The organism is Paenibacillus spongiae (assembly GCF_024734895.1).
Lineage (GTDB): Bacteria > Bacillota > Bacilli > Paenibacillales > Paenibacillaceae > Paenibacillus_Z > Paenibacillus_Z spongiae.
This window is the reverse complement of the sequence record NZ_CP091430.1, coordinates 1,072,095-1,095,878: the sequence shown is the minus strand read 5'-3', so window position 1 is coordinate 1,095,878 and position 23,784 is coordinate 1,072,095. Positions and strand designations below refer to the sequence as shown.

The 23,784-nt window shown below is 53.7% G+C and carries 27 protein-coding genes and 1 riboswitch; of the genes, 9 read left to right on the top strand and 18 right to left on the bottom strand.

The genetic code is table 11. The features are described 5' to 3' along the window. Positions 1 to 353 precede the first annotated feature (353 nt). From tsaD to L1F29_RS04745, 7 genes are all read right to left on the bottom strand, one after another. Complete coding sequence (tsaD, locus tag L1F29_RS04775) at positions 354 to 1,382, bottom strand: tRNA (adenosine(37)-N6)-threonylcarbamoyltransferase complex transferase subunit TsaD (protein WP_258387223.1); 1,029 nt, start codon at positions 1,380 to 1,382, stop codon at positions 354 to 356. Continuing rightward, positions 1,369 to 1,827: a ribosomal protein S18-alanine N-acetyltransferase gene (gene rimI / locus L1F29_RS04770; protein WP_258389610.1), complete on the bottom strand. Its 459-nt coding sequence runs from the start codon at positions 1,825 to 1,827 to the stop codon at positions 1,369 to 1,371. The genes tsaD and rimI overlap by 14 nt, the downstream gene beginning before the upstream one ends. 22 nt (positions 1,828 to 1,849) lie before the next feature. Next, positions 1,850 to 2,794: a tRNA (adenosine(37)-N6)-threonylcarbamoyltransferase complex dimerization subunit type 1 TsaB gene (gene tsaB, locus L1F29_RS04765; protein ID WP_258387222.1), complete on the bottom strand. Its 945-nt coding sequence runs from the start codon at positions 2,792 to 2,794 to the stop codon at positions 1,850 to 1,852. Then, positions 2,791 to 3,279 carry a tRNA (adenosine(37)-N6)-threonylcarbamoyltransferase complex ATPase subunit type 1 TsaE gene (tsaE, locus tag L1F29_RS04760; protein WP_258387221.1) on the bottom strand — a complete coding sequence of 163 codons (489 nt, stop codon included), beginning with the start codon at positions 3,277 to 3,279 and terminating at the stop codon, positions 2,791 to 2,793. Before tsaE ends, tsaB begins: the two co-directional genes overlap by 4 nt. 12 nt (positions 3,280 to 3,291) lie before the next feature. Then, the gene (gene thiL / locus L1F29_RS04755; RefSeq protein WP_258387220.1) at positions 3,292 to 4,368 is read right to left on the bottom strand and encodes a thiamine-phosphate kinase; all 1,077 of its coding nucleotides are present in this window, start codon (positions 4,366 to 4,368) and stop codon (positions 3,292 to 3,294) included. Between the two features lie 383 nt (positions 4,369 to 4,751). Then, positions 4,752 to 5,621, bottom strand: a complete 870-nt coding sequence (locus L1F29_RS04750) for a YitT family protein (RefSeq protein WP_258387219.1) — start codon at positions 5,619 to 5,621, stop codon at positions 4,752 to 4,754. Between the two features lie 412 nt (positions 5,622 to 6,033). Further along, complete coding sequence (locus L1F29_RS04745) at positions 6,034 to 6,228, bottom strand: hypothetical protein (protein WP_258387218.1); 195 nt, start codon at positions 6,226 to 6,228, stop codon at positions 6,034 to 6,036. Between the two features lie 153 nt (positions 6,229 to 6,381). On the opposite strand from L1F29_RS04745, the gene ku reads away from it, so the two are divergent. Next, entirely contained in the window at positions 6,382 to 7,332 is a 951-nt protein-coding gene (gene ku / locus L1F29_RS04740) for a non-homologous end joining protein Ku (RefSeq protein ID WP_258389609.1), read from the top strand. A 260-nt stretch (positions 7,333 to 7,592) separates the two neighbouring features. On the opposite strand, the gene L1F29_RS04735 is transcribed toward ku, so the two are convergent. Further along, positions 7,593 to 8,522, bottom strand: coding sequence for a F510_1955 family glycosylhydrolase (locus L1F29_RS04735; protein WP_258387217.1), 930 nt, complete (start codon positions 8,520 to 8,522; stop codon positions 7,593 to 7,595). Positions 8,523 to 8,619: 97 nt separating this feature from the next. Next, positions 8,620 to 8,868, bottom strand: a complete 249-nt coding sequence (locus L1F29_RS04730) for a hypothetical protein (RefSeq protein WP_258387216.1) — start codon at positions 8,866 to 8,868, stop codon at positions 8,620 to 8,622. Between the two features lie 261 nt (positions 8,869 to 9,129). Between L1F29_RS04730 and L1F29_RS04725 the strand changes: the two genes are divergently transcribed. Then, entirely contained in the window at positions 9,130 to 10,797 is a 1,668-nt protein-coding gene (locus tag L1F29_RS04725; protein ID WP_373876475.1) for a multicopper oxidase family protein, read from the top strand. Between the two features lie 52 nt (positions 10,798 to 10,849). On the opposite strand, the gene L1F29_RS04720 is transcribed toward L1F29_RS04725, so the two are convergent. From L1F29_RS04720 to L1F29_RS04695, 6 genes are all read right to left on the bottom strand, one after another. After that, on the bottom strand, positions 10,850 to 11,482 hold the full coding sequence (locus tag L1F29_RS04720) for a TraX family protein (protein WP_258387215.1): 633 nt from the start codon (positions 11,480 to 11,482) through the stop codon (positions 10,850 to 10,852). A gap of 24 nt (positions 11,483 to 11,506) precedes the next feature. Then, positions 11,507 to 12,250: an urease accessory protein UreH domain-containing protein gene (locus L1F29_RS04715; protein ID WP_258387214.1), complete on the bottom strand. Its 744-nt coding sequence runs from the start codon at positions 12,248 to 12,250 to the stop codon at positions 11,507 to 11,509. A 13-nt stretch (positions 12,251 to 12,263) separates the two neighbouring features. Beyond that, the gene (locus L1F29_RS04710; RefSeq protein ID WP_258387213.1) at positions 12,264 to 12,977 is read right to left on the bottom strand and encodes a cytochrome c biogenesis CcdA family protein; all 714 of its coding nucleotides are present in this window, start codon (positions 12,975 to 12,977) and stop codon (positions 12,264 to 12,266) included. 157 nt (positions 12,978 to 13,134) lie between these two features. Beyond that, a complete protein-coding gene (locus L1F29_RS04705) occupies positions 13,135 to 14,001 on the bottom strand; it encodes a M56 family metallopeptidase (protein WP_258387212.1) in 867 nt (288 codons plus the stop codon). Then, positions 13,980 to 14,402, bottom strand: coding sequence for a BlaI/MecI/CopY family transcriptional regulator (locus tag L1F29_RS04700; protein WP_258387211.1), 423 nt, complete (start codon positions 14,400 to 14,402; stop codon positions 13,980 to 13,982). The genes L1F29_RS04705 and L1F29_RS04700 overlap by 22 nt, the downstream gene beginning before the upstream one ends. A gap of 279 nt (positions 14,403 to 14,681) precedes the next feature. Next, a complete protein-coding gene (locus L1F29_RS04695; protein ID WP_258387210.1) occupies positions 14,682 to 15,155 on the bottom strand; it encodes a C40 family peptidase in 474 nt (157 codons plus the stop codon). 1 nt (position 15,156) lies between these two features. Continuing rightward, a riboswitch (cyclic di-AMP (ydaO/yuaA leader) is annotated at positions 15,157 to 15,291 on the bottom strand. 228 nt (positions 15,292 to 15,519) lie between these two features. Here L1F29_RS04695 and L1F29_RS04690 point away from each other — a divergent pair. After that, positions 15,520 to 16,458, top strand: coding sequence for an ATP-dependent DNA ligase (locus L1F29_RS04690; protein ID WP_258387209.1), 939 nt, complete (start codon positions 15,520 to 15,522; stop codon positions 16,456 to 16,458). Positions 16,459 to 16,536: 78 nt separating this feature from the next. Then, the gene (ligD, locus tag L1F29_RS04685; protein WP_258387208.1) at positions 16,537 to 17,436 is read left to right on the top strand and encodes a non-homologous end-joining DNA ligase; all 900 of its coding nucleotides are present in this window, start codon (positions 16,537 to 16,539) and stop codon (positions 17,434 to 17,436) included. Between the two features lie 357 nt (positions 17,437 to 17,793). On the opposite strand, the gene L1F29_RS04680 is transcribed toward ligD, so the two are convergent. Further along, complete coding sequence (locus L1F29_RS04680) at positions 17,794 to 18,312, bottom strand: general stress protein (RefSeq protein ID WP_258387207.1); 519 nt, start codon at positions 18,310 to 18,312, stop codon at positions 17,794 to 17,796. A gap of 250 nt (positions 18,313 to 18,562) precedes the next feature. On the opposite strand from L1F29_RS04680, the gene L1F29_RS04675 reads away from it, so the two are divergent. The 5 genes from L1F29_RS04675 (at position 18,563) to L1F29_RS04655 (ending at position 21,661) form a co-directional block, all read left to right on the top strand. After that, positions 18,563 to 18,889 carry an STAS domain-containing protein gene (locus L1F29_RS04675; RefSeq protein WP_258387206.1) on the top strand — a complete coding sequence of 109 codons (327 nt, stop codon included), beginning with the start codon at positions 18,563 to 18,565 and terminating at the stop codon, positions 18,887 to 18,889. A 30-nt stretch (positions 18,890 to 18,919) separates the two neighbouring features. Next, positions 18,920 to 19,399 (top strand): anti-sigma B factor RsbW, encoded by a 480-nt coding sequence (rsbW, locus tag L1F29_RS04670; protein ID WP_258387205.1) that lies wholly within the window; start codon positions 18,920 to 18,922, stop codon positions 19,397 to 19,399. Beyond that, positions 19,396 to 20,181, top strand: coding sequence for a sigma-70 family RNA polymerase sigma factor (locus tag L1F29_RS04665; RefSeq protein WP_258387204.1), 786 nt, complete (start codon positions 19,396 to 19,398; stop codon positions 20,179 to 20,181). The genes rsbW and L1F29_RS04665 overlap by 4 nt, the downstream gene beginning before the upstream one ends. Positions 20,182 to 20,327: 146 nt before the next feature. Next, a complete protein-coding gene (locus L1F29_RS04660; protein WP_258387203.1) occupies positions 20,328 to 21,533 on the top strand; it encodes a magnesium transporter CorA family protein in 1,206 nt (401 codons plus the stop codon). Beyond that, positions 21,530 to 21,661, top strand: coding sequence for a hypothetical protein (locus tag L1F29_RS04655; protein ID WP_258387202.1), 132 nt, complete (start codon positions 21,530 to 21,532; stop codon positions 21,659 to 21,661). Before L1F29_RS04660 ends, L1F29_RS04655 begins: the two co-directional genes overlap by 4 nt. Positions 21,662 to 21,780: 119 nt before the next feature. On the opposite strand, the gene L1F29_RS04650 is transcribed toward L1F29_RS04655, so the two are convergent. Together L1F29_RS04650 and L1F29_RS04645 are read right to left on the bottom strand one after the other, a co-directional pair. Then, positions 21,781 to 22,941 (bottom strand): PP2C family protein-serine/threonine phosphatase, encoded by a 1,161-nt coding sequence (locus L1F29_RS04650; protein ID WP_258387201.1) that lies wholly within the window; start codon positions 22,939 to 22,941, stop codon positions 21,781 to 21,783. A gap of 87 nt (positions 22,942 to 23,028) precedes the next feature. Then, complete coding sequence (locus L1F29_RS04645) at positions 23,029 to 23,604, bottom strand: DUF948 domain-containing protein (RefSeq protein WP_258387200.1); 576 nt, start codon at positions 23,602 to 23,604, stop codon at positions 23,029 to 23,031. Positions 23,605 to 23,784: the final 180 nt, after the last annotated feature.

Here is a 23,784-nt window from a genome sequence, read left to right as displayed (position 1 = left end):
ACCCGATTACGGGGGTTAGCCGTTATGACGTACCTGCCACGATGACGACCTTGGCCTTCGGCCGATCATCATGCGCTCTCCGTCATTCCGCTCCCAGGTGAGCTTCAGGCTGCCTTCGACTGCGTTGCACCTGCCCGCAGCTCTCTAATTGGCCAGCCGCGCGTTCGCTGCAGCTGCCATGTTCCCGGCTTACACCTTACTGTTCCTGTTCTTCGCGTTTGAGAAGTATAGCCGGCATTGCGTATCCCTGATAGAGGTCGCTTGCCAGCAGGATGTGTTGTGTTGTTGCTTATTATATGCTTATTGCAAATCGTCTGTCAATTCTAAAAAAATTTTTTTTTCGCGGGATGGTTTTAGCCGCGCACCGACCACTGCTCCAGAGACAAACCCGGCTCCGCCTTCATGTCAAGCGGAGTGAACTCGCCATGCTTCCACTTCAGATGGGCGGCGGCCCCGATCATCGCCGCATTATCCGTGCATAAGGAATGTGGCGGTATGAGCAGCGGCACGCCTTCGGCTTCGCAGCGCGCAGCCAAAGCCGCGCGCAGCCCGCGATTGGCCGCTACCCCGCCGCAGAGCAGCAGCTGCTTGGCGCCAACAGCCTGTACCGCACGCAGAGCCTTCGTCACCAGCACGTCGATGACCGACGCTTGAAAGCCGCGCGCTAACGCCTCGGCCTTCAGGGGCTCGCCCTTCATCCTGGACTGGTTGATCGATGCCAGCACGGCGGATTTCAGCCCGCTGAAGCTGAAGTCGAAGGAATCCGGCTCCAGCCAGGCGCGCGGCAGCACGATCTCCTCTTCCGCCTCGAGCGCAAGCTTGTCGACATGCGGACCTCCGGGGTAAGGAAATTGCAGCGATCTCGCCACCTTGTCGTACGCTTCGCCAACCGCGTCATCCCGGGTTCGTCCAATAATACGGAACACCCCTTCGCTCTCCAGCACGACAAGCTCCGTATGACCGCCTGAGACGACCAGCGCTACGCTCGGATAGACGATGTCATGCACAAGCCGGTTCGCATAGATATGGCCGGCAATATGGTGAGTGCCGATGAGCGGCAGATCAAGCGCCATCGCCAAGCTTTTGGCCGCCATAATGCCGACGAGAAGCGCGCCCACGAGTCCCGGCCCTTGGGTGACGGCTATGGCGGACAGATCCCGGAAAGAAGCTCCCGCTTCAGCCATGGCCTGCTCCATAATGAGCGTGATCGACTCGACATGCTTACGGGAAGCGATCTCCGGGACCACACCGCCAAACCGTTCATGCGTCTCGATTTGGCTGGATATGAAGTTGCTTACTATTTCGCGGCCGCCGCGGATGACGGCGACTGCCGTTTCGTCGCAGCTCGTCTCGACGGCCAGTATCAGTTCATTCGTATTCATCGTTGCTCTCCGTCCTCGCAGAATCCAGCTCCGCCCACATGATCAGGGCATCCTCTTGATTATCCGTATAATAGCCCGGCCGCACGCCGGCCGGCTCGAAACCCAGCTTGCGGTACAACCGCTGCGCAATCTCATTGCTTACCCGCACTTCCAGCGTCATGCGGGACGCGCCGAAGAAAACCGCCGTTTGCTGCAATTCCGTCAGCAGCCGCTTGCCGAGTCCCTGCCCCCGGTAATCGTAGCGGATGGCGATGTTCGTAATATGCGCCTCGTCCATAATCGTCCACATCCCGCCGTAGCCGATGACTTCGTCATCGTGGACCATGACCATGTACCGGGCGAAATGATTGTTCGTCAACTCATTCACGAAAGCTTCCGCCGTCCAAGGACCCGTGAATGCTTCCTGCTCTATGGCTACAATCTGCGGAATGTCCGTGAGCGTCATCGCACGAAACACGAGCCGTTCCTTATCGGTCGCTTCCACTGCGTTCACCTTCTTTTTCCCGCGATTTGGCTTGCAGCTTCACTTCCGCTTCCGTCAGCTGCGTATAGTTCGGCACGAAGGTATGGACATCGTCGCCCTCCCCATTGGCCAAGCGCTGCGCACCAAGAACAGCGACGGCCCGCCCTTCCATGACGGATGGAAGCAAGCGGACATCGCACAACGCAGCAGTCCCACAGGCATTACCGCTGTCGGAGCCGGATGCCGGACTCCCGTCTGCGGCGGGCTTCGCTCCAAGACATTCCTGCAATCGCAGAGCCTCCGCTTCGTGCAGCGACAAATCCCCGACAAACCATATGCGTTCCGGAGCCTCGCTTCGCTCAGCGGCTGCATGAACCCGATCGGCAAGAACATCGACCCAGTCCTTCATAAGCCGAACGCCGTCTTCCGCCAGTCTCGTCCATCCGCCGTTCTCTGAAGCAGCGAACAAAGCCGTATAAACCTGGCCGCGCCGCGCATCCATAAGCGGGACGTACCAATCCACTGCTCCGGCACCGGGCTGCATCGATCCGAAAGCGAGCGCTTCTAGACTAGAGACGCCGATAAGCGGCTTTTTCCAGACCCAGGCGAGCGTTTTGCCTACAGAGACGGCTATCCGCATGCCGGTGTAAGATCCCGGACCCCGGCCGATTGCAATTCCTCCGAGCTGCTCCGGCGTAACCCCGCAATCATCGAGCAGCGACTTCAGCTTCGTCACCGTATATACAGAGTGGTTGCGCTCCGCCATCGATTGCACGCTGCCAAGCGTTTCCTCCCCGCGTACAAGCGCCATCGCCAGCAAAGCCGTCGAAGTATCGACCGCAAGTATAATGGGCTTCCCGGCCGCTCCGGCGGAAGTTTCCGCGTGCGAGTCTTTCCCGCCAGAGACGGAATAACCGTTCTCGCGCGTGTTCTCCTGTTGATCGTTCATTTCCCGTCGACTCCCATTCTTCCGAGTTGCTCACACCACGCGGCATAGGGGACTCCAATACCCGTTAATGTAATGCGGCGCGCTTCGCCGCCGAGGTGCTCAATATATAGCTCCAGCCGCTGCGGCGGGAGCAGATCCCGGATCAGGCTGGCCCATTCTACAATCGTAACGCCTTCGCCAAAAAAGTACTCATCGAGCCCCAGCTCGTCCGCTTCATCCTGCGAGAGCCGGTATACATCCATATGATAGAAGGGCAATCGCTCGCCCTCATATTCTTTAATAATAGTAAACGTAGGGCTATTCACGACAGCGTTCACGCCTATTCCCCGGGCGAATGCCTGCGAGAATCTCGTCTTGCCCGCCCCCAAATCGCCATCCAGCGCAAGCACTGTCCCCGGCTCCGCCCAGGAAGCGAGCAGATCCGCCAGACGGACGGTATCCTGCTCGGTCGCCGCCATCCAGACAGCCTGTCCCGTTTGATTCATCGTCATTCCACCCTATGCAAAATGATTGTATCCCTTCGGCCGGATCGGCTCCCGCCGCTCTTTCGGCCTGCCCGCACCGCCGCCTGATCCGTCAGCCGTACGGATCAAATCCACTCCGGGTTCGCCAGGCTCTACGGACCCGATGAGATACATCGGCATGCCTTCAGCAGCCATTGCCGATTTGGCCGGCGCCGCATCCTCTGCGCTGATGGTGCCAAGAAGCACATAATCCTCCCCGCCATACAGCAGCCAATCAAGCGGGTCGAGCCCGCAGCTGTGCGCATAAGCGGCAAGGCTCCCGCTGACGGGGAGCTGCGATTTCCGCAGCGCCAGCTTCACCGAAGAGGCGCCCGCGATTTCCCACGCCTCGCTTGCGAGACCGTCGCTGACGTCGTTCAGCGACGTCACCGTGCCGCGGGCGGCCAGCAGCTGAGCCGCGCGCACCGATGGCGACGGCCGGCGGTGCGCCTGCACGAGCGACGCCGTTCCGGCCGCTTGCGCCGCGGCAAGCGGCACCGCTTCATCGCCGCTTTGTCCCGCGGCGAGCAGCCAATGCAGACCGGCCGCGGACATGCCGACCGGCCCGGTCACGAACACGATGTCGCCGGGCTTCGCGCCCGCCCGGCTAATCGCCTTGCCGGCGCCGACGGTGCCCACCGCCGTCACGGCCACAACGAGCTGCGCCGGCGACGAGGTCGTGTCGCCGCCGATTACCGCGACGCCGTAATGCTCGGCGCACGCGTACAGCCCATCATAGAGCCGGCGCATACGAGCCGGCTCCCAAGACCGCGGCACGCTCACCGAGACGAGCGCATGCCGGGGCACGCCGCCCATCGCCGCGAGATCGCTCACGTTCGCGGCGAGGGCTTTCCAGCCGACGTCGGCTTCGCTCATCGTCGCCGAATTGAAATGGACGGTCTCCACCATCGTGTCGACCGCCAGCAGCCACTGCAGCGCGCCGCTCTCGCCCGGCGGCGCTTCCACAACGGCAGCGTCGTCGCCGATCCCGATGACGACGCCCTGCGCCCGCTGCCGCTCCGCAGCCTGCCGGCCATCCGTCCAATGACGGATGCTAGCGAATTCGTCCATTGATTGGCCTCCTAATACGCTGTCTTTGGCGGTGAACCGAGTACCTTCCCTTGTTTTTCGACCGCCAACGCTTCTTCCGCTCCGCCCGTTATGTTCTTTCGTTCAATATCTATAGCTTCGAGTGCAGATTTTCCGTAGATTTCGTCGATTCGGGCTCAATGAACTTATTATATCGGTCCGTCTGCAAAGCCGCAAGAAACCGCGTGCGGCATCAAGCTTACCGCCGAGATTTCATCGGGCAGCGAGCCGTGCCGGAAACAGATCCGTCCTATTCGCCTTCCATTAGAAAGTACTGCTTCCCTGTCGCCTCTCCGCGAACAAAACAAAAGGCAGGACCCCCGCAAATGCGCAGCCCTGCCCATCTATATATAATCGCATCAAAGCTAGTGAATATCCCGCTTCTTGAAGCGGCCGCCCTTCACATCGTGAATGTTGCCGACAGCCAGAAACGCGACCGGATCGAGCTCCTGCACGATCGACTTCAGCTTTGCTTCCTCCAGACGTGTGATCACGCAGAAGATGACGCGTTTGGATCCTCCTGTAAAGCCGCCTTCTCCGTGTAAATAAGTAACGCCGCGACCCAGCCGGCTCATAATCGCATCGCCGATTTCTCTCGCTTCCTCGCTGATGATCCATACGGATTTCGACTCATCGAACCCTTCGATGGTGATGTCGATCATCTTGAAGGCGATGTAATAGGCGATAAGCGAGTACATGGCGCTGTCCCACGAGAAGACGAAGCCTGCGCTTCCGAGAATAAACAGATTCATAAACATAACCACTTCGCCGACGGAGAAGGGCATCTTCTTGCTTAATAGAATGGCCACGATTTCCGTGCCGTCAAGCGAACCTCCGAACCGGATGACCAGTCCGACGCCAATGCCCAGTAGCACCCCTCCCACGACAGGAGCAAGGAACGTGCTGTATGTAAGCGGATCCACTGGATGCAGCAATGTCGTTCCGATCGACAGTACCGTGACTCCGTACAGGGTGGATATGGCGAAGGTTTTTCCAATTTGCTTATACCCGACAATCAAGAAAGGAACATTAAGTAAGAATAAAAAGATGCCCAGCGGAAGACCCGTTAAATGCGAGACGATAATGGAGATCCCTACAATGCCGCCATCGATAATATTATTCGGGACAAGAAAAATTTCCAACGCTACAGACATGAGCAGCGCACCCAACGTTATAAAAATGATACGGCGCAGCAGCTCCATCTTCGTCAACTTATGATGATGATGTTTACCCATATGTTCCCCCCAGTTTTATCGCTAATAATTTCATTATATCGGTTTTTCCGTCATTTTTAAAGTAAAATACCATGATGTCGATCATTATCCCTCATTTAACTTACTATTTCACCTCTTTTCATATTTTCATTTTAGCAATGTAATACGATAAAGGGGCTATAAAAAAAATAGCTGAGCCCAATATTCGGCCTCAGCTTCCTTCCATTATATTCATCCTTCCTCGCCAGTACGACGAGGAGGAACACATATTCAAACACCGAATAGTTCAGCATGGATATGCCTGCAGGATTGTGTAATGAAAATAGCCGCCCCCTGTGAGGAAATGGCGGGGGGCGGTGTGCTGAAGCGGCGTTAATTAACTTTCACGTTTATGCTGAGGTTCGGGCTGCAGCTTGGTGCGGGCAACCCATCGTCATCCATTCAAATTATCCCGTTCTTCCTGCTCCATCGTATCGGTCGCCGATTCGGCTATCAAGCCGTTGTGAAGCGTAACTTGACCGCCTCCCAGCCCTTCGTTGATCATCCGGTCGATATCCATGAAACAATCGTCGCGGTCTTCATTCATGACATCATCGCTCGAACCCGTCGGGGAATTGCCTCCTACCATGAATATCCCTCCTCCTGCTGGTCAAAAAATAAGGTTTCTTACGAAAATATGCCCGACTTGATTGAGTTTCATGCATTCGGGGAACCCTAGTAGCATAACTTGGTACTGATACGCCTTTTCGTCTTTACGCGACCAATTTAGGAGGAATCAATGATGCATACCGTTTGGAAAGGAGCTATCAGCTTCGGACTTGTCCATGTGCCGGTCAAGATGTTCTCCGCTACGGAGGATAAAGATATCTCCATGCGGCTCATTCACCGCGATTGCGGGAGCCCTGTATCTTATGTCCGCAAATGTCAAACCTGCGAAACCGAGATCGATTGGGATGCCATCATCAAAGGCTATGAATATGAGAAAGGCCACTTCGTGCTGTTCGAAAAAGATGAGCTTGAGCAGCTGACTGACGATGCCACGAAAACGATTCGGATTTTGGATTTCGTCGATTTGAACGAAATCGACCCGATTTATTTTCAGAAAACATACTACCTCTCTCCCGATCAGGCAGGCGGCAATGCCTATAATTTGCTGCTTGAGGCTATGCGCCAATCCGGCCGGATCGGTATTGCCAAGATATCGATCCGCTCCAAGAGCTCGCTGGCAGCGATCAGGGTAATCGACGACTGCCTGGCGATGGAGACGATCTTCTATCCGGATGAGATCCGCCCCGTTCAGCAGGTGCCCGGCTTGCCGGAATCCGTTACCGTTAACGATAAAGAGCTGACTATGGCGCGGATGCTTATCGAGCAGCTGTCCACACCGTTCGAGCCGGACAAATATACGGATGATTATCGCGGCCGTCTGCTCGATCTCATTCAGCATAAAATTGCCGGCGAAGAAATTAAGGTCGCTCCTGAAGTGCAGCGGACGAACGTGCTTGACCTGATGGCCGCCCTCCAAGCAAGCCTCGAGGCGGTCCGTGTCTCGCCTGAAGCGCCTGGAAGCCTGGATACCGGTGCAGCCGGCGGCAGTCCTGCAGCCGGAAGTCCGCAGGAAGCTGGAGGCGACGCCCCAGCGGCGGGCTCTTCCGACCCGGATGGTGCACCGCCCAAAGCTGCCCGGTCCCGCAAAACGAAGAGCGGAGGCAAGAAAGAATCGGTCTCGTAATCAGCGGGGCGCTGTGTAAAAAAAGGCTGAACAGGATCTCCAACCCTGTTCAGCCTTTTTAGTTTGGGTTTATTGCGGCCTGTCGGGATCCGTCAGACGGCCGCTTGCTCTCCAGGTGTCTTACAGCCATGGATCGGAGACGCAGGCTCCTCATTCGGGCGCTGTAACGACCAAAAACGGCGTTACAGACTCCGCCCGCGGCGAGCGCCCTGTTGTAAGACCGTTTTTCGGTCTTACAGCCGCGGATCGGCCGATGCTAACTAAGCTTCATTGCTCGTATTGCCTTGATCCGCAATCGTGGACCATTTTCCCCCGCCATCTTTGGTCAAATAGATCATCTTGGAGAATGTCGTCACGACGACCTCGTTCCCGTCCGCAGGATTCTGGGCGATATACGAGATCGCATCGTCTGCGGGAATTTCCGGCGTACGGATCATAGTTTCTGTCCTTGCATCCACGTCAAACTTTATGAGCACATTCGCCGCGTTAATTCCCCCAACATACAGCTGCCCGTCCGGGCTAAAATGCAGCGCTGTAACCTGCAGACCGGGAAGCATGCTTTCAAAGCTTTGTCCGTAATCCCGTGAGACAAATACGCCGAGGTTGGTTCCAATGGCGACAACGCCGGGCTTTGTCGGATGAGCTGCAATGGCACTCGCTTCACCCTGCAAGCCATCAAGCTCCCCCTCGCTCCAACTCACGGCATCATCATCGCTATAATACAGTCCTGCCGAAGGCATTTTGTTATTCGGCCCTTCATTCATAACGTAAATCGTATGAGTCGTGTAACCGATACTCATGAGATGAAAATCGGATACCCCTGAAAGCCCCAGCGTCTGAAGCGGATCTTCAATCCCGCTCGTTTTGACAATCCCCATCGGATTGCTCATATCTGAATCGGGTGCAGGGTGTCCGCTGCTGTAAAAGCCGTTATCGACAACTACGAAGCCCATGTAATCATGCTTGTCGCCATTTGGAACGCTCCATTCGCCGCCTTCAAAAACACGGATCCCGTCATGGGCCGGAACCCAAACTTGTTTGCCGTCGGACGAATACCCGAGTCCATGAATATGCGTCAGCATGCCGTCCGGATCCTCTTCCTCGCCGGATTGTTGAACAGCAAGAACAATTCCGATGACCAGAAACAGTACGGCCAGCGCCGGTAGTCCAATCCACTTGAAATTACGCATACGTACATCCTTTCGTCTATTGAATTTTATATCTCAAAGCAGCCGGCAATCTTACCGTTTATGCTCTGAATAGGCATCTGTGCCGGTAAACTCATAGTTATGCCCGTGATAAGCAGCTGTTGTGCCGGCCAGCCACATCGTCATTGCGCGCGATGATCGCTTCTCTTACCGCATGTGGATCCAGATCGATGGACATGCACAGCATCTCGAACCATTCCGTTTGAAGAAAGTGCAGCGCTTCTTCTTTGGCCTCGTAGCTGGGTCCCCTTCTGCTGCATTTTTTCGTTGCATCCATTTGCGCCAATAGAATCACTTCTTGAACGAGAATCATATACCCCGATGGCAACAGAGCTCCGTCCTTTCGGATTAATATAGAGATTTGGAATAATATCCACCGAATATTAAATACTACTTCATGTAGTTCGTTTATCACACTACGAATTGTAGTCACTTGCTGTCTGTACGTCAACTAAAATTATCGAGGATGGCTAAAGTTCACTTTTCATTCACAACTCGAGTCCATTGCAGGCTGGATACTCACAGCTTCTACACATCTTTAGGTTAACCTAGCCATGTAGACGTTAAAATCAAAGGAGTGGATCCTATTATGAAACAAGGCTGGAAGCTGAAAACGACAGCGGCCATGATCGGTGCATTCGCCATATTGTTAACGGGATGCATGAACGGCAACTCGATGGACGGCATGGACCATTCAACCATGAATATGAATGACGGCTCAACGTCAGGCAAGCAGGAAACGTCGAATACCACAGTCAAGACCGCTAAATTGACCGGCAAAGAATTTACCCTCACGGCGGCAGCGAGCAGCCAGGAAATCGCACCGGGAAAAACGCTGCCGGTCTGGACGTTCAACAATTCCGTTCCAGGCCCGGAAATCCGCGTAAAACAAGGCGAAGACGTTACCATCCATCTGAAGAACGAGCTGCCTGACCCGGTTACGATCCACTGGCATGGCATTCCGGTACCGAATGCGATGGATGGAATCCCGGGTGTAACGCAGAATGCCGTACAACCGGGGAAATCGTTCACTTATAAATTCACTGCCGATGTCCCCGGGACGTATTGGTATCATTCCCATCAGGACGGCGTCAATCAAGTGGACCGCGGTTTATACGGATCGTTCATCGTAGAGGGAAAGGATGAAACCAAGGTCGATCGCGACTATACGCTGGTGCTGGACGAATGGATCAGCTCCGGGATGAGCATGGCGGATATGGATATGGATATGTCCAATATGTCCGAAATGGACCATAGCCAGATGGAAAAGTCCGATATGTCCGATATGTCCGAAATGGACCATAGCCAGATGGATATGGGCGGAGACGACAGCGCGGCCGGCGCCAGCACCAATGATTCGAAGTCCGCGGGAATGGAAATGGAACATGATATGAGTATGTACGACCTGTATACGATCAACGGCAAATCCGGCTCCCTTGTCGAACAGCTGGCTGTGAAGGAAGGAGACAAGGTGCGGCTTCGTCTCGTCAATGCCGGTTTCATGTCCCATCGCATTCACCTGCACGGGCACAAGTTTAAGATTACGGCATCCGACGGCCAGCCTTTGAATCAGCCCGGCATTCTGGAAGACAACATTGTGACGATCGCGCCGGGGGAAAGGTACGATATTGAGTTTGAAGCGAACAATCCCGGCCAATGGCTGATCGAGGAGCATGGCGATTCGGAAGCCGTCAAAGGCATGAAGGCCGTCATCGCTTACGAAGGGGCGGACGCCGGCTCCGACAAACCGAATGAGAGAGCCAAGCTGACGGCGGTAGATCTCAGCAAGTACGGTCAATCGGGCAAGAGCGCGTTTACGCTAGATCAGAAGTATACGATGGAATATACGATGGATTTGAATACGAAGAAGGAGAGCGGCAGCACGGTCTATACGATCAACGGAAAGACATTTCCGAATACCGATAAGCTCAACGTCAAGAAAGGCGATACCGTCAAGGTCCGCCTCATCAATAATTCCAAGACCGACGATCATCCGATGCATCTACACGGACACTTCTTTCAAGTGTTGAGCAAAGACGGCAAGCCGCTGGAAGGCTCGCCGGTCATCAAGGATACGATCAATCTGAAGCCCGGCGAAGAATATGTGATCGCCTTCCAAGCGGATAACGAAGGCAATTGGATGTTCCACTGCCACGATCTTCATCATGCTTCGGCCGGCATGGTGACGAAGCTGGAATATACGGATTTCAAAACCGATTTCGTAGCGGATCCGAAGGCCGGCAATAAACCGGAATAAGCCTTATAACGGCTGAGGGGGAACGGAGCATGCTCCGTTCCCCTTCTCATGTCTAGTCCATCCATGCCTGAAGGATATAAATCAATGCCAGATGTGCAGGATAAAACCCGCGGTAAATCCACCTGAGCACCCGATTCATATTCATCCCTTTGAAGGATTGGCTAATGTAGATGAGCAGCGTCCCCAGAATGCTGTAGAGCTGAATGCTGGATCCCAGGCCATATTCAAATAAGAAAGATACATTAATAATTGTATGGCCGATAATGATTTGAAACCCCTTCAAGTATCGGAATCCGAGCACCAGCATCAGCCCGTAGAGACCGTAATCGATCGGGACACCCATCAGGAAGAGTGCGGCGCCGATGATAAGAAGCGTTTTATAGATACTCTCTATCCTGAGATCCAGTACATATAAGCATATAAGAGAGATGATCAGCGTAAAAATAACGTTTAATTCCCATTGCTGCAGCGCAAGCATATAAGGAATTTGCGAGAGGCAAGCGAGCCCCAACAGCCGGAGCAAATACCTTTTTACATTTTTCGTCAGCAGATAACCTTGTACGAGAAACCAGCAATACAGCGGAAATGCGATTCGGCCAATAATCCGGAATATGGCGTAATCGCCGAAAAACACGATGCCTATATGATCGATAGCCATCGTCGCCAGCGCAATCAGATGCAGCATCGCGACCGCCCTCCCGCCTCAATATCAATATAGGGTCCAATAGGTAACCGTGTCACTGATGCCGAGCAGCAGAAGTGCCGCACCCGCAAGCTTCTGAATCCGGATCCCCCACTGCTTCACTCTCTTCACTATAATCCGATCCAGCGTCAGACCGGCGGCAAATCCAGCCAACAACAAGAAAGGCATTGCCGTCCCGATTGCAAATATGGAAGGAAGTACGCTGCCGTATGAAGACTGCATGGCCAAGGGCATTAGCGAACCGAAGAACAACAGGAACATGGTCGGACAGAAGCCGATCGAGAAGGCAAATCCCATCACAAAAGCGCCGACTTTGCCTCCCGCTCGGCCGGCGGCATTATGCAGGGCGCCCGTCACACGGGCACCAAGCTGAAAAGGCAGGCGCAGCCACCCGAGCAAAAATAATCCGATGATCACAAGTAACGGTCCCAGCAGCTTTCTTGCAAATGCAAATAGCGGAATGAAATCCCGTGACAGCTGCTGTCCGAATAACCAGAACAAAACGCCGAACAAGCTGAACAATACGATTTTCCCTAGAAGATACATTGCGATTTCGGGCCAAGATTGTTTGAATTGGACGTAACGATTGCCGAAATACGTGATAGCCGCAGCGTTCGCTGAGATTTGACAGGGAGCTACCGCTCCGACAAATCCGAGAAACAGAGCGGCGACAAACGCAATATTGGATTCCGTCGCACCCAGGAAAGGCTCGCTTAAGTAGGAGCTGAGCTCGCTTAAGAATGCGTACATAACCGTCCCCCTCCTAGAATCCTGTAAACCCGCCGTAAATCTGAATGAAGAAGATCGTAATGTCCGTCATTTTATCGGTATAGAGCAAGACTCCGGTCAAGATCATTAACGCTCCCCCGATCTTCATCATGCGGTTCGAATAGTTGAGCATCCATTTCATCTTTCCAATGAAGAAGGCCATGATGAAGAACGGAATGGCAAAACCGATCGTGTATGATGCGGTATAGATCATCGCTTGGCTCGGATTGCTTACTCCCAGAGCCAACACTGCAGCCAATATAGGCCCGACGCATGGCGTCCACCCAGCCGCGTAGGTGATTCCGACCAGAACGGATCCCAGATAGCCTACCGGTCTGCGTTTCCATTCGAAACGGATATTTTTCATGAATAGCTTCGGCGTAATGATGCCCATCATGACCATTCCGAACACGGCGACCATAATACCGCCAAGCTGCCGTATTAAGTCCTGGTTCTCCGAGAAGAGACCCCCGACCAGACTGGCCGATAATCCCAACGCAAAGAAGATGATGGAAAACCCGATAATGAAGAAAACCGTATGCAATAAAGCTTGCTTCTGAACCATGCCGCCGCTTTCCTTCAAATCCTCGACCGATACGCCTGTAATATAAGACAGGAACGAAGGATAGAGCGGCAGACAGCAAGGCGAAATGAACGAAAGAAATCCGGCGCCGAATACGATCCACAGCGTTAGATCAGCAGCATTCATGAGATATCTCCTTTATTTCATAGTAGCAGGAACAGGCTGGGATACGATAGTCCCTCCGAAACCGTCCGTTTTGTAATCAGGAAGCTCCGCCTTCAGCATGAGAGATCAGCCTGCCATTTAACTACACTAAGTAGTGTAATGACCGCGAAGAAAGCGGCTATGCGCAGCCGCTTACAAAAATATTGCTAATGATAAAGATCATGAGCGAGGATATCGATAACGGAATGATATTCAAGATCGGGACGCGGATTTTACTTTTGGGCTCGATCAGCTGCTGCAGGCGGTAATTGATCGCTTCATCGGCGAACCCGACGCCGACGAGGCTTCTTTGGCTAAATCGAGAGTACCGCAGCAGCACGTTCGCCAGATCGATCGGCGATTTCATCTGTTCAATCGCGTAACGGTCCGCCTCCAGCTCTACCCATACCTCGATATAATGCGACATGCGATGTAAGACCGGAATGAACGGCAAGCTGTCCTTCATCATCTTCACCAATAACAACCGGAGAGGATCGTAATTGCGGCAATGACTGACCTCGTGGAGTACAATGGCATCCATTTCACGTTCCGTAAAATTGGAGAGCAGCGCGGTCGATACTAGGATTCTCGGCCGGATAAACCCAAAGGTCAGCGCCAGCATGGAATCATGGCGGATTACCGTGATTTCATAGCCGAGCGAGCGGTACTTCCGGTTCAACTGCTTGGACAAGCGGTTATGGCGATTCATCTTCATCCTTGCCAGCCATCTTCTCTCCATGACAGCCTGCTGACCGATGAACCATATGATCATTCCTATGCTGTAGGCCATGATGCCATTCAATCCGATTAGCACGATTTGATTCAGCACCGTCTGTTCGCTTACCGCGGCGACGCAGTATTGCAATAGATTCCATTTGGGCCGGAGTCCAAACACCTCATGGAGAAGATAGATCGCCATCTGAAGCCAGACAAACGCGCTGATGGCCATCATGCTCACAAATACGAGGCGATGCTTCTGGAATCTCATGATTTGCCACGCTTCCACTCTTCTAGTCGGGCCTCCAATAAATCCATCAGTTTGGGGTCCGCCTGCTCGACAGCGTTGAATAGATGATTCAGAACGATCGGTCCGTACTCGTGAACAAGCCCCTCCGTAACGGCACGTGTCTGCTCTTGAATAAACTCTTCCTTGCTCTGGACCGGCTGGAAGGAGCTCAATCTATTTCTTCCTTTGCCGGTTATCGTTTTCTTCAAATGTCCTTTATCGGAAAGGCGATTCAATACCGTCATTACCGTATTGAAGGAAAGCTCTTCATCAAGCGATGCCTGGACTTCCTTGATCGTGACCTCTCCGCGGCCCCATACGATCTCCATAATTTGGGCTTCAAGCGACCCGAAGAAACGGTTCAAGCCTTCTTCACTTAGTTTCATCCGCTGAACCTTCACTTTCAGCCCCCCTATTCCTGCTTCGATATGTCACAGATTGAGTATCTTCGCTCGCATGTATACAACGAATTGTAGTTGTTGTCCGTATCTTACGTCAATATACATGTGAAATTCCATGAGACAGGATGGGGCTGAGCACGAAGTTGCCCGCCTGAGCCTTTAACATGCATGAAACGCGGCTGGACAGCCCTCAACCTGTCCAGCCGCGTTTCTTATTCCGGACGCTGCTGCACCAGCGTCCGTCTTTGTTGCGGATCCAAACCTATCCCGACCTGCAGTTTAATGGATACTATTCATCATGCTTTTATAGACTTGTTCCGATACGACACGGCGGGCCGTGACATATCTTTTCTTATAATAGGAATCCGACAGCCCGCTTATGCGCACCCCTTTGCTGCTGGAAGAATGGGCAAAATTCCCGTCTCCGACGTAGATGCCCGCATGCGAGATTCCTTTGCCATCCGTATTGAAGAAAACGAGATCGCCGGGACGGAGATCGTCCTTCTCCACCTTTTCTCCGGTATTCGCCTGGGTCTTCGACGTTCTCGGAAGCTTCACATCGAACTGTTTGAAAATGTGCAGGATGAAGCCCGAGCAATCGAAGCCGTCCGTCGTCGTACCTCCCCATTTGTATGGCGTACCTACGACTTCATTGACGGATGCGGTCAGCTTCGGCTGATCTGCATATACACTGCCGGCGCCCGATGTGAATACGGCCAGCGCCCCTACTATCGCTATAATCGTCTTCTTCAACTTGTTCTCCCTTCGATGCCTACGAGGTTAGCTGATGGCTCGGTTGAAGGTTCCCTATAATTCCTTGGATAGCTGGAATTAATTCACCAAAGTGGTTCCCCCGCTTTTCACACAGAAAATTCGGCAAAGCTCCTTTTTATATTACATCGTGTAGTATTATTCTTTTTTTCTCATCATTTTCCTTCCTCTCAAAAATTAGAATCTTATCATTTTCTCCATATTGGTCTTCTGCAGGCCCGAACCGAATAGTTTAGTTTCATGAATGCGCAGCATGTTGAAGCCGGCTTTTCGTCAGCTTGTCCGGTATTTTAACAGCTTTCCTTGTCTACACTTGTAAGAAGTCCTTCATTAGGAGAATGCAATGATGAAGCTGGAACCTATCATTCCTTTTGAACCTGTTGCTGCAAGTGAATTTCCCAAGGGAGATCAATGGACGGCCCAAATTAAATGGGATGGCGTCCGAATATTAAGTTATTTTGACGGCGAACGTACGAAGCTATTTAACCGAAGGCTGAATGAACGAACATTGCAGTATCCCGAATTGCTGCAGGCCGAGTCCTATTGCAGCGCAGACTCTTTCATTCTTGACGGTGAAGTGATCGCTTTCGAGAATGGCAGCCCTTCCTTTCATGAGGTCATGAAACGGGACAGCTTAAGAAGCGCGCAGCGGATTCAAGAGCAGAAAGGTACTGTTCCCATTACATACATGATCTTTGATTTGATTTATCTTAACGGCGTATGGGTTAAGGACAAGAAGCTTCGGGACCGCCAAACGCTGCTGAGCAGCATTATTCGTCCGAATGTGCAGGTGCAGGTCGTTCCAAGCTATAGCGACATTGCCGGTCTATACCGGGTTGCAGAGCAGCATAGGCTTGAAGGCATTGTGATCAAGGATCTGAACAGCACCTATTCCATCGACGGCAAAGACAAGCGCTGGATGAAGAAAAAAAATGTTCAGGATCTAATCGCGGTTGTCGGCGGCGTAACCTTACGGGATGGCATTGTTAATGCGTTGCTATTGGGCCTGTATGATGACGCAGGACGCTTCTGGTACATCGGGCATGCCGGTTCAGGAAAATTAACGATGAATGACTGGCGGACATTGACGCAGCTGATAACGACAATGACGGTTCGTTCCATGCCTTTCGCAAACAAGCCGGAACGTTACAAAGACGCTATATGGATAGAACCGCGGCTGACGGTCAAAATAAACTATATGGAATGGACTTCCAATAAAACGCTGCGACAGCCGACGATTCAAGCTTTCTTGGATGTTCCCCCACAAGAATGCACGTTTAGTTAATTCACTTCCCCCTTCCCCGTCATTGCCGGCCAGCCAGAATCGGGAGAAGGTAATGCGGCTGCCGAAGGAGGATCTGCCATGAGCCGGAGCGTGAAGGGCACCATCGTCGTTGAAGGACAGGAACTGGTCATCAGCAACCCGAACAAGCTTCTCTGGCCCGAAATGGGCATTACGAAAGCCATCTTCCTGCAGCAGCTGACCGCGCTTTCCCCTTGGCTGATGAAGCACTGCCAGGACCGTTATTTGACTACGATCCGGTTTCCGGACGGCGTGCACGGCAAATCGTTCTATCAGAAGAACTGTCCGCAGCCCGCACCGGATTTTGTTCACGTTTCGGAGCATGACAATATTTCCTATGTAAAGCCGGATTCACTGCCGACGCTATTATGGCTGGGCAATCTCGCCTCGTTGGAGTTTCATGCTTCGTTCGACCGGATAAGCGATCCCGCCCATCCAACCGAATGGGTGCTGGATCTGGATCCTTCCCTCGAGGAAGAACCTCGTATTATGGAAGCGGCGTCGCTGGTGGGCGATCTGCTGCACTCGCTGGGCATTCAATCCGTTCCCAAGACGTCGGGAGCCACCGGCGTCCAAGTGATCGTGCCGCTCATTCCCGACCTGACCTTCGATGAGCTGCGGCGGATCGGCGAGTTCGTGGGCAAATACTTGTCGGATAAGCATCCGGGGCTATTCACGATCGAGAGACTGAAGAAAAACCGCGGGGACTTGATCTACATCGACTATTTGCAGCACTATCAGGGAAAAACGATCGTCGCCCCCTACTCACCGAGAGCGCGTATCGGTGCTACTGTCTCTACGCCTCTCTTCTGGGAAGAGGTTAGGCGCAATGCAGCCATAACCGACTATAACCTGCTTAACATTATGAGCCGTTTGCATCGGGAAGGCGACCTTATCGACCGCACGGCACCCCAGTCGCTTCGCCCGATTCTATCCTTTATCGACAATAAAGGGCGTTAAATCGGGATCGGCATAAGAGGCTTACGAATACGAAGAGGACAGCCGCTTGACGAACGGCTGTCCTCTTTCTTCCTGCTTTCATGCTGTCAACGTTGCAAGCGACCGACATATGTGCGGACGGACAATGGTTCCGTTATTTCAGATTTCACGCGGCTTCTGTGCGTGCCTGCGGACATGAAAGCCGTTATATGAGCATCAATGTCCGGTTTCGTCTGTAGCCAATAACGGAACTCATGTCCGCAGTCCACAGAATACGGCGCGAATGCTTCCAATCACGCAACCTATGTCCGTAAGCTCTGCGCACAAATGCGAGGCCGCCCTTATAGAGCTGGTATGCGCAGTGCCATGTTCCCGCTGCTACCCCAGGATACGTTCAGCTCCGCAGCGCCGGAATACGGCCTCGGCAGGGCCTGCCGGACCGAGGTCCGGTCCGCCGTCCGAGCGGTCTTCGCTGGTCTCAACCATCAGGACAAGCCAGCCTTCGGCAATGGCGTTACGGCACTCCTTCGCGTCGTCGTCGTCCAGACCCAGCCAGCGCAGCGCTTCCCCCATCGCACTGCCGTCCCCCCAGATATCGCCTGCCACTATGCCGGCTGCGCGGTCTCCAAAGGCCGTCCCCGTGAAGCCTCCCGCCGCCGGGCCGCTTCCGCTTGCGATACCGGCCGGAACCACGACGATGCCGCCATCGCCCCTCATATCCGTCATTTCGTTCAATTCGTCCGCATCCACCCCGGTCTCCGCTTCAATGCGCCGAGAGTGCTCGCTGCCTTTGACAAACACCTGCAGCTCGCGCTTCGTGAACCCTTCCTTCTCCAGCTCCTGCACCGCATCGATCACCTGCTGCTGATGCCTGAATAACCCCAGCTTGTATGCCATCTTGAATCGCCTCCTGTTCGATAAGCGCACATGTCCAATCCTTCGGTCCGCAAGAGGTCCGAAAGCGCCGTGTAAGGTTGGTATACCCTGTTAATGGAAGATTAAATCGGGTACAATAATTTCCGCATCCGCCCTGGTTCCTATCCTTGTTTCAATCCGATTGGCTGTGGGTAAATAACGATATCAGAGAACCTGCATGAACTTTCTTAATTGACCTCGCAATTACTTTTTAGAAACGGGAGAGGACGTCATGAAGCAAACCGATAAATTATTTTTGCGAACAGAGAATAAAGAAGGTAAATGCATCGTGTATGTCGGAGGCGAGCTCGATTTGGAATCGGCCGCTCAGATGCGGGCCGCAATGACGACCCTCGTCGAATTATCCGACCGCGAGCTCATTATTAATCTGCGCGATCTGCGGTATGTGGACAGTACCGGCATAGGCATCCTCGTTTCTATCTTGAAGGCACGGCATGCCAACAACGCCCCATTCGCCGTAGAAGCCATCCCGCCGAATATTCGCAAGCTGTTCGATATGACGGGCATTACAAACTTTTTGCTGAAGCAGCAAGCCTGATTTTGACGAAGAAAGGAACGAGACTACGCCATGAAGGAAAATGAAGAGGTCGTATTGCTGCAGGTCCCGGCATCCGCAGAATATATCGATTTGGTTCGGCTCACGCTCTATGGGCTAGCCGTCAAAATCGGATTTTCATATGAAGAAATCGAAGACATGAAGGTCGCTGTATCCGAAGCTTGCAATAACGCTGTGTTGTACGCTTACGGAGATTTGCCTCATGGTTCAACCACATCCGCGCTGGAGGTCGAGCCCCGGATCGAGGTTCGTTTTGTCAAGCAGGCCGACGCGCTCTCCATTATCGTCAAGGACGACGGCCGCAGCTTCGACGCTGCGGCTGCAGCCCGCAAGGCCGAGCCGCTGCACGGCAAGTCGGTCGACGAGCTGCAGGCAGGAGGACTCGGGCTTTATTTGATGCAGGCTCTTATGGACCAGGTTCAAGTCAACAGCGATATAGGGACTGAAGTGGTCTTAACCAAACGTCTGGTCCGAAGTGGTGAGATGGCATGAATGTACAACCGGCCAAGCAGTCCCCGGCATCGAATGCGGAGCTTATTCTGATCTACCAGAATAACCCCAACAACGATACGGCTGCCCTGCTAATCGAGCAATATGAGCCGATGGTCCGAATGGCGGCCGGTAAAATTTCGCGTAATCGCCCTGATTTGTATGAAGATCTGATGCAAGTGGGTCAGATTGCGCTCATCCGCCTATTCCGGCAATTCGATACCAATTTAGGCGTTCAATTCGAACCCTATGCCATGAAGAGCATCATCGGTCATATGAAAAACTATTTGCGGGATAAATCCTGGTATGTTCAGGTGCCGCGCCGCATCAAGGAGAAGGGAATTGCCGTCCAGCAAGCGGTCGACGACCTGACGGTCCAGCTCGAACGGTCGCCCCGCGTAGAAGAAATCGCCGCTTACATGGAGCTCTCCGTCGAGGAAACGACCGAGATTTTGGCAGGACGCGAGCTGTATCATTACGTTTCGCTCGACACGCCGATCTCCGAGGAAGAGAATACGACGACCTTGGGCGATCTGATCGGCTCTCCCGCCGATGATTTTGAGACGGTCGACAAGAAGCTGGATCTTCAAGCCGCTATGTCCAAGCTGAAGCCGCAGGAGCAGCAGGTCCTTCTCCTTGTTTATCAGGAAGGGCTTCCACAGCGGACGATCGCCGATAATCTGGGCGTCTCGCAGATGAGTATTTCCCGTATTCAACGACGGGCGATCGAGAAGCTGAAGCAGCTGCTAAGCGAGAGCCATGACGGCGAAGAAGATGTATACTAGCTGTGACATGAGCACGTCCAGTTCGGATCTATCCGGGCAAGGCGTGCTTTTCCTATGCGGCCCAGGTTGTGCAAGAACCGTGTTCGCGTTATGATGGTAGCAATGAACAACCCCCCGAGTGTAAGTAGATCAGGAGGACCGACGATATGATGCACCGGATGCTGCGGTTTCCTTCCCAATGGGAGTGGCACGTGCTCCATAACCAACGGCCGGAACCAATCCGTTTAGGCCGCCGCCGACAATCGGCCGCTAATTCGCAGCCTCCCGCTGCCCATGCGCAGACCGGCTATCGGATGAACGAAATCGCAACGCCTCTCCAGCATGCCGCGAACGAATCAACCGGCGGCGAGGACATCGATATTCCACAAGACCCGTCCGAAGTACGCGATGCCTTCAAGAGAGCTCATCCCGAGCTTATCCATTGGCTTCATGAGTCCGAGGACTGCAATCACAATCATATATCGGTCTCGGAGCTTCCCGGCGGAGAACCCGTGATGTACGGGACACTGCTCTTCCAAGCTTCGAATGACCAGCAGGATATTATCCCGCTTCACTTCTGGATGACCCGCAAGAAGCTTGTGACGCTCCAGACCGATCTGAGGCTGTCCGTCCGCCTCCAGGCCGATCCCTGGAAGGAGAAGCTGGACCGCTGCCAATCGTCGCCGGAAGCGTTCTTCATCATGATCAGCTGTATCTTGGAGAACTTTCATGCCGGCTTAGACGGCTTCGAGAAGCGGCTTGGCGAGCTGGAAGAGATTATGCGGTACCGCAACCGGACCGGGCTGATGAACACGATATTCGAACGGCGCTACGATCTGCTCCATTGGAATCATCTGTTTATACCGATCCGCGAAATTCAAGGAGCGGCCAAGGAAGCTTTTCTGGAAACGCTGAGTAATCAAGAAGATTTCAAACGCATCGAACATAAGCTCGACCGCATCGAATCGCTCCTCGTGCATTATGCGATGGAGATCGATACGCTGCTCACGATGGACGACGCGATCTCTACCTTCCGGGGCAATGACATCATGAAGACGCTCACGATATTCACCGCCTTATTCACGCCGGCAACCGTCGTAGGGGCGCTGTGGGGAATGAATTTCACCCGGCTTCCATGGACCATGGAACCATGGGGATTCGTGGCCATGTGTCTGGTCGTTATTGTCGCCACGCTCATCATCTACTGGTGGCTGTGGAATAAGGGCTGGACGGGCGATCTGCTCAAGGGGAAGCAGGCGCATGCCGCCTCGGCCTTGCCTTCGAAGAAGCGCCGCCGCAGCGGCCGAGGCGGATCGAACCGGACGGAGCCCTCTCCGAATAAGCGCAAAAAGGGAAATGCACCTCCCGGATGACCACGAAGCGAAACGGCTTCATCCCGGGTGGCATTTCCCTTTTTCATTACTTGCAAGAAAGCGGTATGGCTGGAACGAATGAAGATACGACGAGCGGAGCAGGAAGAATGATTCTGAAGAAGCGTTAGCGGTCGCCTTTGTTCCCGGATTCCAACCTATAGATATCATTCCAGGAAGTCCGGGAACAACAGCGATCGGAAGAACATTCTGCCTGCGCAGCGGCTTGTATCCTATTCATTCGTTCCATCTATCGAATGTCGATCATGACCAGACACCGGTCGTCCTGCCGGTTCGAATTATCCTCGCGAAACAGCGACGCCTCTAGTTCTTCCTGCGGCAAGCTGCTGCCGAACGGCCGCAATGCCTCCGTAAGCCGCAGCATCTGGTCTTCATCCTCGGTACCGACCAGATCCAGTATCCCGTCTGTGATCAGCACGATCCGGTCGCCAGAGCGAATATTCAGCGTATGCTTCTCTACGGCAATGTCATCGAACAGGCCAATCGCAACTCCGCCCCGTTCGAATGCAACGACGCCTTCGTCCTCCCGGATAAGCATGCCCGGCGGATGGCCCGCATTGACATAGTCGATCGTGCCTTTCTCCAGATCGACGACCATATACAAGCCCGTAAAGTAGTACTGAATCAGCTGATCGGCAAACTGCAGCTGCTGGGAGCGGCGGTTCAGCTCACGGACCACACGCTTCGGATCCACCATCTTGGTCATGGCTTCCTTCAATACCGAGGCGATGAACATACACACCAGCGAAGACGATATGCCATGTCCCATCGCATCAATGACGGCAACGCCATAACGGTGATCGTCGATCCGGTGCCAGGCATACAGATCGCCCGACAGCTCCTCCGACGGACGGTACACGGCATTGATGCGGATACCCTCATCCTCGACCGACTGCGGCAGAACGGCGCTCTGCACCTCACGGGCAAGCTGAAGCTCCTCCCGGACGCGGCGGTCGCGCTCCTTATGCCAATCCTTCTGCTCCTTAAGCCGAAGCGCGACGCGAATACGCGCCAACAGCTCGATTCGATTGATCGGCTTCGTAACATAGTCGATAGCGCCCGCATCGAGCGCTTCGGCCAGCTTCTTCGAATCGCCGATCGCCGTTACCATGATGATCGGGATGTCCCGCAGCCGTGCGGACTGTGAAATGGCACGGCATGCGGAGATTCCGTCAATCCCCGGCATCATCATATCCATCAAGATAAGGTCGACATTGCCGTGTGGAGCAGGGCCTCCTTCCGACTCCGCGCCTTGACTCGTCAATCCGAGCTGTCCGAACAGCTCGACTCCGGACGATGCGGCGACAATATCGGTATAACCGGCCCGTTTCAATATTTCCTGCACGACGGTAACATTCATGGGGTTATCATCCACGACTGCAATACGCATCTTCCATCTCCTAGCCATGCGATCTTCTTTTGACATCATCATTTCATGAATTCTTCTCCTATATTACCTTGCCGCGCCCGCCTTTCGCTAGCGCTGATTCGCAATTACGCGCGCCACTCTCACGCCGGTCTCCATCCAATCGAGCCAAGACGGAGAAAAGCCAGTCTTACCCGCGTGCTCCGGTTCTACGGTATTGTGATGCGGAACTTGCAAGCGGTCATGACCCGCACCCATGCCGATCTCCGGCATATCGTCTGCTGCGTAAGCTTGCATGCTTGCGGAAGCCGCTTGTTCACGCGCATCCTTCGCCTGCTGCTTCGCGGCAGCCGCTTCCGCGCGGCGCTTCAGCCGATCGGTCCAAAGCGAAGAGAAGTTATGCGCGACGCTGGCGACTTCATGCAACACCTCGCCTGTTTCGCGAACGGTCTCCACGAGCGGGTCGATTGCCGTCAGCTTCCCTTCGGCTTGATCGGCGATGCGTTTGGCGCTGTTGACGATTTCCCCGACATCGCCTTTCACCGTTTGCACCACCTGCTGCACCTCGGTCATCGTTCGGGTTGCTGCGTCGAGCGAGGTTTGCATCTTCTTGAGCGTCTGGATCAGGAATACGACTAACGCGGCTACGGATAATCCAATGATAAGCATCGCTATTTCAAACAACATCGGCAGCCCTCCATCTTGTTTAACGAATCTTGCAGGTTCTGTATTCGTTACCCGCCTGAAGGCGTTTTGAATCGTTGTTTCAAGGCGCTCCCGGAACGGTTAAAGTCCGAACAAGCAAGGACGGAACGTCTCACAGCCGGAGAAATCATCACCTTCTGCCGCCTGGCGAATCGTTCTATC

Bases quoted from the DNA above. Each gene is read 5' to 3' on its own strand.
- tsaD (WP_258387223.1), bottom strand. From the start codon at position 1,382: ATGAATACGAATGAACTGATACTGGCCGTCGAGACGAGCTGCGACGAA.
- rimI (WP_258389610.1), bottom strand. From the start codon at position 1,827: ATGACGCTCACGGACATTCCGCAGATTGTAGCCATAGAGCAGGAAGCA.
- tsaB (WP_258387222.1), bottom strand. From the start codon at position 2,794: ATGAACGATCAACAGGAGAACACGCGCGAGAACGGTTATTCCGTCTCT.
- tsaE (WP_258387221.1), bottom strand. From the start codon at position 3,279: ATGAATCAAACGGGACAGGCTGTCTGGATGGCGGCGACCGAGCAGGAT.
- thiL (WP_258387220.1), bottom strand. From the start codon at position 4,368: ATGGACGAATTCGCTAGCATCCGTCATTGGACGGATGGCCGGCAGGCT.
- L1F29_RS04750 (WP_258387219.1), bottom strand. From the start codon at position 5,621: ATGGGTAAACATCATCATCATAAGTTGACGAAGATGGAGCTGCTGCGC.
- L1F29_RS04745 (WP_258387218.1), bottom strand. From the start codon at position 6,228: ATGGTAGGAGGCAATTCCCCGACGGGTTCGAGCGATGATGTCATGAAT.
- ku (WP_258389609.1), top strand. From the start codon at position 6,382: ATGCATACCGTTTGGAAAGGAGCTATCAGCTTCGGACTTGTCCATGTG.
- L1F29_RS04735 (WP_258387217.1), bottom strand. From the start codon at position 8,522: ATGCGTAATTTCAAGTGGATTGGACTACCGGCGCTGGCCGTACTGTTT.
- L1F29_RS04725 (WP_373876475.1), top strand. From the start codon at position 9,130: ATGAAACAAGGCTGGAAGCTGAAAACGACAGCGGCCATGATCGGTGCA.
- L1F29_RS04720 (WP_258387215.1), bottom strand. From the start codon at position 11,482: ATGCTGCATCTGATTGCGCTGGCGACGATGGCTATCGATCATATAGGC.
- L1F29_RS04715 (WP_258387214.1), bottom strand. From the start codon at position 12,250: ATGTACGCATTCTTAAGCGAGCTCAGCTCCTACTTAAGCGAGCCTTTC.
- L1F29_RS04710 (WP_258387213.1), bottom strand. From the start codon at position 12,977: ATGAATGCTGCTGATCTAACGCTGTGGATCGTATTCGGCGCCGGATTT.
- L1F29_RS04690 (WP_258387209.1), top strand. From the start codon at position 15,520: ATGAAGCTGGAACCTATCATTCCTTTTGAACCTGTTGCTGCAAGTGAA.
- ligD (WP_258387208.1), top strand. From the start codon at position 16,537: ATGAGCCGGAGCGTGAAGGGCACCATCGTCGTTGAAGGACAGGAACTG.
- L1F29_RS04680 (WP_258387207.1), bottom strand. From the start codon at position 18,312: ATGGCATACAAGCTGGGGTTATTCAGGCATCAGCAGCAGGTGATCGAT.
- L1F29_RS04675 (WP_258387206.1), top strand. From the start codon at position 18,563: ATGAAGCAAACCGATAAATTATTTTTGCGAACAGAGAATAAAGAAGGT.
- rsbW (WP_258387205.1), top strand. From the start codon at position 18,920: ATGAAGGAAAATGAAGAGGTCGTATTGCTGCAGGTCCCGGCATCCGCA.
- L1F29_RS04665 (WP_258387204.1), top strand. From the start codon at position 19,396: ATGAATGTACAACCGGCCAAGCAGTCCCCGGCATCGAATGCGGAGCTT.
- L1F29_RS04660 (WP_258387203.1), top strand. From the start codon at position 20,328: ATGATGCACCGGATGCTGCGGTTTCCTTCCCAATGGGAGTGGCACGTG.
- L1F29_RS04655 (WP_258387202.1), top strand. From the start codon at position 21,530: ATGACCACGAAGCGAAACGGCTTCATCCCGGGTGGCATTTCCCTTTTT.
- L1F29_RS04650 (WP_258387201.1), bottom strand. From the start codon at position 22,941: ATGCGTATTGCAGTCGTGGATGATAACCCCATGAATGTTACCGTCGTG.
- L1F29_RS04645 (WP_258387200.1), bottom strand. From the start codon at position 23,604: ATGTTGTTTGAAATAGCGATGCTTATCATTGGATTATCCGTAGCCGCG.